The sequence below is a fragment of the Streptomyces sp. B3I8 genome, assembly GCF_030816915.1.
Lineage (GTDB): Bacteria > Actinomycetota > Actinomycetes > Streptomycetales > Streptomycetaceae > Streptomyces.
The window spans coordinates 5,282,770-5,294,766 of record NZ_JAUSYN010000002.1 but is presented as its reverse complement, the minus strand read 5'-3'; the positions used below and the strand labels follow the sequence as shown (position 1 = coordinate 5,294,766).

General features: G+C 73.4%; 8 protein-coding genes and 1 pseudogene. 2 read left to right on the top strand and 7 right to left on the bottom strand.

The window, feature by feature from the left end:
- Positions 1-40 precede the first annotated feature (40 nt).
- Positions 41-877 carry a recombination regulator RecX gene (gene recX, locus QFZ64_RS25695; protein ID WP_307069567.1) on the bottom strand — a complete coding sequence of 279 codons (837 nt, stop codon included), beginning with the start codon at positions 875-877 and terminating at the stop codon, positions 41-43.
- A gap of 6 nt (positions 878-883) precedes the next feature.
- Positions 884-2,017, bottom strand: coding sequence for a recombinase RecA (recA, locus tag QFZ64_RS25690; RefSeq protein ID WP_307069565.1), 1,134 nt, complete (start codon positions 2,015-2,017; stop codon positions 884-886).
- Between the two features lie 217 nt (positions 2,018-2,234).
- Here recA and QFZ64_RS25685 point away from each other — a divergent pair.
- Positions 2,235-2,853: pseudogene (locus tag QFZ64_RS25685) on the top strand (hypothetical protein); the annotation flags it as partial.
- 70 nt (positions 2,854-2,923) lie between these two features.
- Here QFZ64_RS25685 and QFZ64_RS25680 read toward each other — a convergent pair.
- The 5 genes from QFZ64_RS25680 to QFZ64_RS25660 form a co-directional block, all read right to left on the bottom strand.
- On the bottom strand, positions 2,924-4,189 hold the full coding sequence (locus QFZ64_RS25680; RefSeq protein WP_307069563.1) for an AI-2E family transporter: 1,266 nt from the start codon (positions 4,187-4,189) through the stop codon (positions 2,924-2,926).
- Between the two features lie 120 nt (positions 4,190-4,309).
- Positions 4,310-4,504, bottom strand: a complete 195-nt coding sequence (locus QFZ64_RS25675) for a DUF3046 domain-containing protein (protein WP_307069561.1) — start codon at positions 4,502-4,504, stop codon at positions 4,310-4,312.
- 51 nt (positions 4,505-4,555) lie between these two features.
- Complete coding sequence (locus QFZ64_RS25670; protein WP_307069559.1) at positions 4,556-4,864, bottom strand: AzlD domain-containing protein; 309 nt, start codon at positions 4,862-4,864, stop codon at positions 4,556-4,558.
- The gene (locus QFZ64_RS25665; protein WP_307069558.1) at positions 4,861-5,592 is read right to left on the bottom strand and encodes an AzlC family ABC transporter permease; all 732 of its coding nucleotides are present in this window, start codon (positions 5,590-5,592) and stop codon (positions 4,861-4,863) included. The genes QFZ64_RS25670 and QFZ64_RS25665 overlap by 4 nt, the downstream gene beginning before the upstream one ends.
- A 10-nt stretch (positions 5,593-5,602) precedes the next feature.
- Complete coding sequence (locus QFZ64_RS25660) at positions 5,603-6,454, bottom strand: AraC family transcriptional regulator (RefSeq protein ID WP_307069556.1); 852 nt, start codon at positions 6,452-6,454, stop codon at positions 5,603-5,605.
- A 423-nt stretch (positions 6,455-6,877) separates the two neighbouring features.
- Here QFZ64_RS25660 and QFZ64_RS25655 point away from each other — a divergent pair, with 423 nt between their 5' ends.
- The gene (locus tag QFZ64_RS25655; protein WP_307069553.1) at positions 6,878-11,761 is read left to right on the top strand and encodes an ATP-dependent helicase; all 4,884 of its coding nucleotides are present in this window, start codon (positions 6,878-6,880) and stop codon (positions 11,759-11,761) included.
- The last annotated feature ends 236 nt before the right edge of the window (positions 11,762-11,997 follow it).

Here is an 11,997-nt window from a genome sequence, read left to right as displayed (position 1 = left end):
TCCCGGGCACCGCGCATCAGGCGACGAGGACAAAGCGCTCTCAGCCCCCCTCGAACCCCAGGTCGTCCGTGTCCTCCCCCTCCTCCTCCAACGCCTGCCGGACCACCCGCAGGGCCATGCCCTCCGGGTAGCCCTTGCGGGCGAGCATCCCGGCAAGGCGGCGCAGTCGCTTGTCCCGGTCGAGGCCGCGTGTCGCGCGAAGCTTGCGGTCGACCAGCTCTCGGGCCGTCTCCTCCTCCTGCTCGGCGTCGAGCCGTCCCACGGCCTCGTCGATCAGGGTCGGGGCGACCCCCTTCGTCCGGAGCTCCCGGGCGAGCGCCCGCCGGGCCAGACCTCGGCCGTGGTGCCGGGACTCCACCCAGGCGTCGGCGAACGCTCCGTCGTCGATCAGACCGACCTCCGCGAACCGGTCGAGCACGCCCTCGGCCACGTCGTCCGGGATCTCCCGCTTACGCAAGGCGTCCGCGAGCTGCTTCCGTGTGCGCGGGGTCCCGGTGAGCAGGCGCAGGCATATCGCCCGTGCCCGCTCCACCGGGTCCCCCGGGGGCTCCCCCTGCTCGGCCCTCGACGAGGAGGAGGAGCCCCCGTCCTGTGCGGCGCCGGTTTCCTCACCGAAACCGCGCCGTCGTCCTCGGCCTCGTCCCGTGTACGCGCCCCCGGAGCGGCGCGCGCCGCCACCGCGCCGCGTGCCACCGCCGCCGGTCCCGTCCCCCGGCCCCCCGTCGGTGCCGTACGGGTCGGTGCCGTACGGGCGCTCCTCGTATCCCCCGTCACCGGCCCCGGCCGCGGCGGGCCGGCCGTCGGCGTCACCGGTCTCCCGACCGGGCGGCGCGAAGGGCCCGTGGGTGTACTCGGCCCACTCGGTGCGTCGTGTCATGCTCCGCTACTTCGCCGCCGTGGCCTTCGCCTTGGTGGCCTTGGCCGCCGGTGCGGGCACCGTCTTGGCGTCCGCCGCGGGAGGCGTCACGGCCGCGTCCGCGCCGGGCTGGGCGGCGGCGGACTCGGCGGCGGGCTCCGCCGGGCGGACACCGACGCCCAGCTTCTCCTTGATCTTCCTCTCGATCTCGTTGGCCAGGTCGGGGTTGTCCTTCAGGAAGTTGCGCGCGTTCTCCTTGCCCTGGCCGAGCTGGTCGCCCTCGTACGTGTACCAGGCACCGGCCTTGCGGACGAAGCCGTTCTCCACACCCATGTCGATCAGGCCGCCCTCGCGGCTGATGCCGTGGCCGTAGAGGATGTCGAACTCGGCCTGCTTGAAGGGCGGCGCCACCTTGTTCTTGACGACCTTGACGCGGGTGCGGTTGCCGACCGCGTCGGTGCCGTCCTTCAGCGTCTCGATACGGCGGATGTCGAGGCGCACCGAGGCGTAGAACTTCAGCGCCCGGCCACCGGTCGTGGTCTCCGGGGAGCCGAACATCACGCCGATCTTCTCGCGGAGCTGGTTGATGAAGACGGCGGTGGTCTTGGACTGGTTGAGCGCGCTGGTGATCTTTCGCAGGGCCTGGCTCATCAGACGGGCCTGCAGACCCACGTGGCTGTCGCCCATCTCGCCCTCGATCTCCGCGCGCGGGACGAGCGCGGCGACGGAGTCGATGACGATGAGGTCGAGGGCGCCGGAGCGGACCAGCATGTCCACGATCTCCAGGGCCTGCTCGCCGTTGTCCGGCTGGGAGAGGATCAGGTTGTCGATGTCGACACCGAGCTTCTTCGCGTACTCGGGGTCGAGGGCGTGCTCGGCGTCCACGAACGCGACCTGGCCGCCGGCCTTCTGCGCGTTCGCCACGGCGTGCAGGGTGAGGGTCGTCTTGCCGGAGGACTCCGGTCCGTAGATCTCCACCACCCTGCCGCGCGGCAGGCCGCCGACGCCGAGGGCCACGTCCAGCGCGGTGGATCCGGTCGGGATGACCTCGATGGGCTCGTTCGTCCGGTCACCCATGCGCATGACCGCGCCCTTGCCGAATTGCCGTTCAATCTGTGCGAGCGCGGCGTCGAGCGCCTTCTCGCGGTCGGTTCCTGCCATGGGTTCCACCCGGTTCGTTTGTGTCGATCGCTTCACGTCAAAGACGCTAACGCCTGCCACTGACAATGCGCCTCGACGCCGTCCGGCCTGTGGATAACTCGGGCACTTCGCCGCGAATCACACGGACGTTCCCTCCGTCGAGCGTCCCGCCGGAGATCTCATATGAATGGATGTTCGATTTTCATGTCAAGCGTGCCACGCGGCACCACGGTCGCACCCCGTCACCTCCGGGCTGTCCTTCGGCCTGACACCGGCCGCGCTCACCTGGGTCACCTCCTGGCCGCGCATCGGTTCCCGGACCCGTACCGTCCTGCTGGTCGTCTTCGCCGCCGAGCGCGTGGCGGAGGTGGCCGGGATCACGCTTCAGGCGTGGCGCCGGGTACCGTCGCACCTCACCACGGAGACCCCTTTCGACACGGCGGTCTCGATGTCCCTCACCGTGGGCGGTGGCGTCCTGGCCGTCGTCCTGCCGGCCTTCACCGTGGCCGCCTTCCGGCATCGGCGGTCGGGCCCGGAGGGCATGGCGTCCGCCGTGCGCGCGGGGTTCGCGCTCCTGTCGTGGCACTGCTCTCCGGGGCCGCGATGATCGCGCACGGCGTCGCACCGACCCGCACGGGACATCAGGAGGCGGCCCACCACTCCACCACGCCGCTCAAGCCGCTGCACGGGATCGGCCTGCACGCGGTGGTGGTCCTGCCGGCCGTGGCCCGGCTGCTGTCCCGTACGTCCTGGAGCGCCCCGGCGCCCCGGCGCGGCGCCGGGCCGTGTGGACGGCGATCGCCTGCCGCACGGCGGCCGCCCTGACGGCCGGGCTGTGGGGGCTCCTGAACCTCTGAAGAGGCCCCGCCACGCCTCCGGACAGCCCGTGCCCCGGCCGACGGACCCGCTGTCACGCCTTCCCCACTGTCACGCGTCCCCCCGCGGTTCGGAGTCACCCCGCGGTCCGGCGGTCCGCCGGGCCGCCCGGATCCGGCGCAGCCCTCGGGAGAGACCGCCCGGGGGGCGGCGGTTGCGGTGCCCGTGGACGCGGGGGTCGTCCGTGACGTCGTACCGCTTCACGTAGGCGCCCAGGAACGCCTGCAGTGTGGCGATCGCCGGAATGGCGATCAGCGCGCCGACGGCGCCGAGCAGCGCGGTGCCCGCGATGACCGACCCGAACGCGACCGCGGGATGGATGTCCACGGACCTCGCGGTCAGCTTCGGCTGCAGCATGTAGTTCTCGAACTGCTGGTACACCACGACGAACCCCAGCACCCACAGCGCGTACCAGGGGTTGACGGTGAACGCGATCAGCATGGGCAGGGCGCCCGCGAGGTACGTGCCGATGGTCGGGATGAACTGCGACACGAGACCGACCCAGACGGCGAGCACGGGCGCGTAGGGGATCTCCAGCGCCTGCAGCAGGACGTAGTGCGCGACGCCCGAGATCAGTGCCATGAGGCCGCGCGAGTACAGATAGCCGCCGGTCTTGTCGACTGCTATCTCCCAGGCACGCAGCACCTCCGCCTGCCGGGCGGGCGGCATCACCGAGCACAGGCCGCGCCGCAGCCGGGGCCCGTCGGCCGCGAAGTAGAACGAGAACAGGGTGATCGTCAGCAGCCTGAAGAGGCCACCCAGCACCTGTGCGGAAACGTCCAGCACGCCCGTGGCGCTGTTCTGCACGTACTTCCGCAGCCAGTCGGAGTGCACGAGGTTGTTCTGGACGTCGACCCGTCTGAGTTCGGTGTGGAACGTGGTGTTGACCCACTGGATGAGTGAGTCCAGGTATTCCGGGAAACCCTCGATGATCTTGATGATCTGCCCGGCGAGCATCGACCCCAGCAGGACGACGAACCCCGCGGTCAGGAGCATCAGACCGAGGAAGACCAGGAAGGTGGCCAGCCCCCGTCTCAGGCCGTGGTGGGCCATCCAGCTCACCGCGGGCTCTATGGCGAGCGCGAGGAAGAAGGCGATCAGGATGTTGATGAGCAGCCCTGTGAGCTGGTGGAAGGCCCAGCTGCCGAGCTGGAAGGCGGCGATCAGGGCGAGGGCCAGCACCATCGCGCGGGGCAGCCAGCGCGGCATGCGGGCGGGCCGCCCGGCCGCGCCCTCGGGCGGCGGTGCGGGCGGCCGGGGCGGATCGGCCGGCGCCGGGTGCGGGGGGACCTGCGCGGTCTCGTCAGTCGGGGCCACGACGCAAGTCTGACCTACGCCGCCGACAACCCGGCCGCCGCCCACCACTGTCGCGCCCCGGAACACACCTCACGGCCTGCAGGAAAGGCGCGAACCGCCGATTTCCACCGGCACGCGGGCTCAGCGCCGCTCCTGGGGGACGTCCATCGCCGTGCACACCACGCGCCATACGTCCTTGGCGTCCCAGCCCGCGTCCAGCGCCTCGTGGACCGTGCGGCCGCCGAGCTCCGCCATCACGTGGTCGTGCGCGAAGGTGTCGGCGTACCCCGCACCGAAATGCTCCGACATCCGCTGCCAGAAAACCGTCAACCGCATGGCACCAGTATCCCGCTCCCGGAAACCGCCCCGGCCAGGGCGCCGTGCCGGTCAGCCCGTCATCGCCCGCACCCCCGCCGTGACGACCACGGCGGCGGCGACCACGAGCAGGAAGGGGGCACGCAGCACCAGGGCGACGGCGGCCGCGGCGAGCCCGGCCGCGCGGGCGTCCAGGACCAGCACACGGCCGTCGGCGAACGTCTGCTGGGCCGTGAGGGCGGCCAGCAGGGCGACGGGCAGCAGGGCGGCCAGCCGCCGCACGACGGGCCGCTCCAGGACGCCCTCGGGCACCAGCAGCCCGGCGAGCTTGACGGCGTAGGCCCCGACCGCGGTCGCCACGATGGCGAGCCAGACGTTCACCGCCCCTCGCCTCCCGGCCGCGCGGATCCTCGCCTGCCCGTCAGGAAGAGCACCAGCGGGGCGGCGAGCGCGGCCGCCAGCACCGGCACACCGGCGGGCAGCACGGGCAGCAGCCCGAGCCCCAGCAGCACGGCGAGGCCCGCCACGACACGCTCGGTGGCGGTCCGCAGCATGGGGGCGAGCAACGCGAGGAAGACGGCGGGACCGGCGGCGTCGAGCCCCCACGCGCCGGTGTCGCCGATGGCCTCCGCACCCAGCGCGCCGAGCAGGGTGGTCACGTTCCACAACACGTAGAGACTGAGCCCGGTGACCGTGAACCCGAGGCGGGCGGCCCGCCGGGAGGGCTGGGCGAGCGAGACGGCGGTCGTCTCGTCGATGACCCATTGGGCGGCGAACGGACGCACCACGCGGGGGAGGGACAGCAACTGCGACAGCCGCAGCCCGTAGAAGGCGTTGCGCACACTCAGGAAGAAGGCCCCGGCGGCCGCGGTGAACGGGTTGCTCCCGGCCGCGAGCGCGCCCACCAGGGCGAACTGGGAGGCTCCCGTGAACACCAGGAGGCTCAGTACGCAGGTCTGCGCAAGCGTCATCCCGCTGCCGGCCGAGGTCACTCCGAAGGCGAACCCGGAGAGACCGACGGCGATTCCGACGCCCAGGGCGTCACGGACGACGGCGGCATCGGGTTTCCCGTCCGCCCCTCTGTCCACGAAAACTGTCTGTTCTGCCACTCCCACGACGCTACGGACCGCCCGCCCCGAAATCTTGTACGTTTTTGCGCTCCCGCCGGTACGCCCCCGGCGGCACCCCCACGATCCGGGTGAAGTGCCGGCCGAGGTGCGGCTGGTCGGTGAAGCCGACGACAACGGCCGCCTCGGCGGGCGCGACACCGGCGTCCAGCAGCCGACGAGCCGCACGCACGCGCGCGTCGGTGAGCCAGGCGTGGGGCGGCATCCCATAGGCGTCGCGGAAGGCCCGCAGCAGCGCGAACGGACCCGTGCCCAGTTCCGCGGCGAGCCTCTCCAGGGTCGGCGGCTCGGCCAGCCGTTCCTCCAGGACGGCACGCGCGCGTGCGGCCAGCCGGTCGCCCGCCGTCCGCACGGCCCGCTGCGGCAGCGCTCCGCCGTTCCGTCGGAGCAGCCGTGTCACCACGACCCGCAGCAGCGTGTCGGCGGCCAGCGGATTGCCCTCGTCGACCGCGCGCAGCACCTGGTGCACGAGACCGGCCGCGTACGGATCGTCCAGCACGGGCCTGACGAACCCCGGCGTGCCGCGGAGCACGGTCGTCTCGCCGGCGATCTCGGCCACAAGATCCGCCGACGGATAGACCGCCCCGTACCGCCACCCCTCGGGCACTCCGGCGCGCCCGGTGTGCGGGGTGTCCGGATTGACGAGCGCGAGGGAACCGGGGCCCACGTACTGGTCGGCACCGCCGTGGTGGAACACCTCGACGCCCTCGACGACGGCCGCGATGACGAACTGCTCATGGGTATGCCGCACGAACCGCTTGTCGACATAACGCGCACGCAGCAGATCGACCCCCGGCAACTCCTCGTACCGCCAGTGCCGCGCCCGCTCCCTGCCCTCACCCATAGGCCCATTCTCCGCACGGGCGTACGGCGTGAGCGAATTGCCCCGAGGTCACCCCCCACGGCGGACGGGCCGCGGACGCGCGGAAGGGGACGGGGCGGAGGTGTCCGCCCGCGGCGTCCGGCGCGTCGACACCGGCGCCTTCCCCGCCGTGCCGATCCGCGCCGGGCCGAGGACGGACACTTCCGCCGCGGCCCCGACCCAGTACGCACCGTGGTGCGATCCGACCGACACCCATGACGCACGACGAACCCACCCACGACGACCTCCGCGAAGATCCCACCCACGACCGATCGAAGATCCCACCCACGACCGATCGAAGATCCCACTCACGACCGATCGCCGACGGACCCGCTCCGAACCACCCCGCCAAGCCCGAACCCGCAGGTCACCCCCATTGTCAGTGGGACAGGGCACCATGGACACATGGTCAGCTCCGCCCACCGAGCCCTGGACGGCTTCTCGCCCGCGACCCGCGCCTGGTTCACGGGGGCCTTCTCCGCGCCCACCGCTGCCCAGGCCGGCGCGTGGGACGCCCTCGCCCAGGGGTCGGACGTCCTCGTCGTCGCCCCCACCGGCTCCGGCAAGACACTGGCCGCCTTCCTCGCCGCCCTCGACCAGCTCGCGTCCGCCCCACCCCCGGCCGACCCCCGCAAGCGCTGCCGGGTGCTGTACGTCTCCCCGCTCAAGGCCCTCGCGGTCGACGTCGAGCGCAATCTCCGCAGCCCCCTGACCGGCATCCGCCACGAGGCGCTCCGGCTCGGCCTGCCCGAGCCGGAGGTCAAGGTCGGCATCCGCTCCGGGGACACCCCGCCCGCCGAGCGCCGCGCCCTGGCCACCCGTCCGCCGGACATTCTGATCACCACCCCCGAGTCGCTGTTCCTGATGCTCACGTCGGCCACGCGGGACGCGCTGACCGGCGTGGACACGGTGATCCTGGACGAGGTGCACGCGGTCGCCGGCACCAAGCGCGGCGCGCATCTCGCCCTGTCCCTGGAGCGGCTGGACGAACTGCTGCCGCGCCCGGCCCGCCGCATCGGCCTCTCGGCCACCGTCCGCCCGGTGGACGAGGTCGCGCGCTTCCTGTCACCGCGCCGCAAGGTGGAGATCGTCCAGCCGGAGTCCGGCAAGGAGTTCGACCTCTCCGTCGTCGTCCCCGTGGAGGACCTGGGCGAACTCGGCGGCTCCCCCGTCGCCGACGCCTCCGGCGGCAGCGAGAAAGCCGCCGAGCGCCCCTCCATCTGGCCGCACGTGGAGGAGCGCATCACCGACCTGGTGCAGGCGCACCGCTCGACGATCGTCTTCGCCAACTCCCGCCGCCTCGCCGAGCGCCTGTGCAACCGGCTCAACGAGATCGCATACGAGCGGGCCACCGGCGAGCCCCTGGAGGAGCACCACTCCCCCGCCGAACTGATGGGCGGCTCGGGCGCCGCCCAGGGGGCGCCCCCGGTCCTCGCGCGCGCCCACCACGGCTCGGTCTCCAAGGAGCAGCGCGCCCTGGTGGAGGAGGACCTCAAGGCGGGCCGACTGCCCGCGGTGGTGGCCACCTCGAGCCTGGAACTGGGCATCGACATGGGCGCGGTGGACCTGGTGATCCAGGTGGAGTCGCCGCCGTCGGTGGCCTCCGGGCTGCAACGGGTGGGCCGCGCCGGCCACCAGGTGGGCGCGGTCTCCACGGGCGTGGTCTTCCCCAAGTACCGGGGCGACCTGGTGCAGGCCGCGGTGGTCACCGAACGGATGCGCACGGGCTCCATCGAGTCGCTGCGCGTCCCGGCCAACCCGCTGGACGTGCTCGCCCAGCAACTCGTCGCCATGGTGGCGCTGGACGTCTGGCAGGTCGACGACCTGCTGGCCGTGGTCCGCCGTGCGGCGCCCTTCGCGGCACTGCCGGAATCCGCGTTCACGGCGGTCCTCGACATGCTCGCGGGCCGCTATCCGTCGGACGCGTTCGCGGAGTTGCGCCCGCGCGTGGTCTGGGACCGCGTGGCGGGCACGATCACCGGCCGCCCCGGCGCCCAGCGGCTGGCCGTCACCTCCGGGGGCACGATCCCGGACCGCGGGCTGTTCGGCGTCTTCCTCGCCGGTGCCGATCCCAAGAAGGGCGGCGGCCGGGTCGGCGAGCTCGACGAGGAGATGGTCTACGAGTCCCGCATCGGGGACGTGTTCACGCTCGGCACCAGCTCCTGGCGGATCGAGGACATCACCCGCGACCGGGTCCTGGTCTCCCCCGCCCCCGGTGTCCCGGGTCGGCTGCCGTTCTGGAAGGGCGACCAACTGGGCCGCCCACTGGAACTGGGCCGTGCGCTGGGCGCGTTCCTGCGCGAGGTGGGCGCGCTGTCCGAGGAGGACGCCCGGCTGCGGCTGCTGTCGGCGGGGCTGGACGCGTGGGCGGCGGACAACGTGCTCGCGTACCTCGACGAGCAGCGCGAGGCCTGCGGTCACGTCCCGGACGACCGCACGATCGTCGTGGAGCGGTTCCGCGACGAGCTGGGCGACTGGCGGGTCGTGGTGCACTCCCCGTTCGGCGCGCAGGTGCACGCCCCCTGGGCTCTCGCGCTGGGCGCCCGGCTGTCCGAGCGGTACGGCATGGACGCCCAGGTCATGCACGCCGACGACGGCATCGTGCTGCGCCTTCCCGACGCCGATCTGATGGGCCTGGACCTGCTCGACCGGGAACCGTCCGCCACCGGCACGGCCTATGACGCCGACCAGGCCCCCGTGGGCGCGTCCGACGTCCTGTTCGACAAGGGCGAGGTGAACCAGGTCGTCACCGACCAGGTCGGCGGCTCCGCCCTGTTCGCCTCCCGCTTCCGCGAGTGCGCCGCCCGCGCGCTGCTGTTGCCGCGCCGCAGCCCCGGCCGGCGCACCCCGTTGTGGCAGCAGCGTCAACGCGCGGCGCAACTGCTGCAGGTGGCGAGCGAGTACGGGTCGTTCCCGATCGTCCTGGAGGCGGTCCGCGAATGCCTCCAGGACGTGTTCGACGTCCCCGGGCTCACCGAGCTGATGGGCGACATCGAGGCCCGCAAGGTGCGCCTGGTCGAGGTGACCACCCCGGAGCCCTCCCCCTTCGCGCGCTCCCTGCTGTTCGGCTACGTCGCGCAGTTCCTCTACGAGGGGGACTCGCCGCTCGCCGAACGGCGTGCCGCCGCGCTGTCGCTGGACTCGCGACTGCTGTCCGAACTGCTCGGCCAGGCGGAGCTGCGCGAACTGCTCGACGCGGAGGTCCTCACCGAGCTGGAGCGGGAGCTGCAGTGGCTCACCGAGGACCGCCGGATCAAGGACGTCGAGGGCGTCGCCGACCTGCTGCGACTGCTGGGCCCGCTCACCGGCGCGGAGCTGGCCGAGCGGGGCGCCGCACCGCAGTGGGCGTCCGAACTGGCCACGTCCCGGCGGGCCATCCGCGTGCGCATCGGCGGCGCCGAGCACTGGGCGGCGGTGGAGGACGCGGGCCGGCTGCGGGACGCGCTCGGCACCGCGCTGCCCGTGGGCGTACCGGAGGCGTTCACCGAGCCGGTGAAGGACCCCCTCGGTGACCTCCTCGCCCGTTACGCCCGCACCCACGGCCCGTTCACCTCGGCCGCGGCCGCCGCCCGCTTCGGACTTGGCACCGCCGTCACCGAGGGCGCGCTGCAGCGGCTCGCGGCGAGCGGCCGGGCCGTGCAGGGCGAGTTCCATCCGGCGGGCATCGGCCAGGAGTGGTGCGACGCGACGGTGCTGCGCCGGCTGCGGCGCCGCTCGCTGGCCGCCCTGCGTCACGAGCTGGAGCCGGTGCCGCCCGCCGCGCTGGCGCAGTTCCTGCCGCAGTGGCAGCACGTCGGCGGTGGGCACGGTCTGCGCGGCATCGACGGACTGGTCCGCGCGATCGAGCAGTTGCAGGGCGCCTCCGTGCCCGCGTCCGCCCTGGAGAAGCTCGTCCTGCCGTCCCGTGTCGCCGGCTACGCGCCCGCGATGCTGGACGAACTCACCGCCGCTGGCGAGGTGGTGTGGGCAGGCGCGGGCGCACTGCCCGGCAAGGACGGCTGGGTCTCCCTCTACCTGGCCGACGCGGCTCCCCTGTTGCTGCCCCCGCCGCATCCCCTCGAACTGTCCGCCCTGCACCAGTCCGTGCTCGACGCGCTCTCCGGGGGCTACGGCCTGTTCTTCCGTCAGATCGCCGACCAGATCCGCGCCACCACCCACCCCGATGCCACCGACCCCCAACTGGCCGAAGCGGTCTGGGACCTGGCCTGGTCGGGCCGGCTCACCAACGACACCCTCGCCCCACTGCGCTCCCTCCTCGGCTCCGGACGCACCGCGGGTTCCACGGCACACCGCGCCAAGCGCTCGGTCCCGCGCGGACGGTACGGCTCGCTGACGGCCGCCGCACGCCCCCAGTCCCGTACCGGCCCGCCGACGGTCGCGGGCCGGTGGTCGCTGCTCCCGTCGCGGGAGGCGGACCCCACCGTGCGCGCTCACGCGCTCGCCCGCACGCTGCTCGACCGCCACGGCGTGGTGACCCGGGGGGCAGTGGGCGCGGAGGGCGTCGAGGGCGGGTTCTCGGCGGTGTACCGCGTGCTGTCCGCGTTCGAGGACAGCGGCCAGGCCCGCCGCGGGTACGTGGTCGAGGGACTGGGCGCGGCGCAGTTCGCGATGGACGGCGCGGTGGACCGGCTGCGCGCGGTCTCCAATGCCCGGGAACGGGGCGGGACACCGCCGGTCCCGGCGGGCGTGGCGACCGGTTCGGTCGCCGGGGAGGGTTTCCTCGACGCGTTCGACACCTCCTACGACGGTGACGGGGGCGGGCAGGCGGGCGCGGACGATCCCTGGTCCGCGCCCGGCTTCGGCGGCCCGCGTTCCGGCGCGGGCGGCGGCGGTCCGGCGCAGCCGGGTTCTCCCGCCTTTCCGCCCGGCCACGGGCGCGGCCGGCGCCCCGGTGGCCCGAGCCGGGCGGTCGTCCTGGCCGCGGCGGACCCGGCGAACGCCTTCGGTGCGGCGCTGTCCTGGCCCGAACCGCCGGAGGGTGCCGGGCACAAGCCGGGCCGGAAGGCGGGGTCGCTGGTCGTACTGGTCGACGGTGAGCTGACGATGTACATGGAACGGGGTGGGAAGACCCTCCTCGCCTGGCCCGTCGCACCGGATTCCGCGCCTCGGGACGATGTTCGTCTGCCCGCCGCCGCGGAGGCGCTGGCCGACGCCGCCCGTGCCGGCTCTCTCGGCACGCTCACGGTCGAGCGCATCAACGGCGCGGCGGCGCTGACGTCGCCCTGGGGCGGCCTCCTCGAAGCCGCGGGCTTCGTGGCCACGCCCCGGGGCCTGCGCATACGCGCGTGACCCCGAGGGTGTTTCTCGCCCCCGCCGCCCCTGCCCTTCCTCGCCCCACGGGGACTCCGCCCCCGGACCCCCGAAAGACTGCGCAGTTCCCCGCCCCTTCCAAGGGCGCGGGGCGTGTCGATATGCGGCTCCGCCGCGTGGACGCGAGAAGCACCACCCACCCGTACATCCGGGGTCCAAGGGCGGAGCCCCTTGAGGCACGGGAAGGGCAGGAGCGGCGGGGGCGGGAGACATCC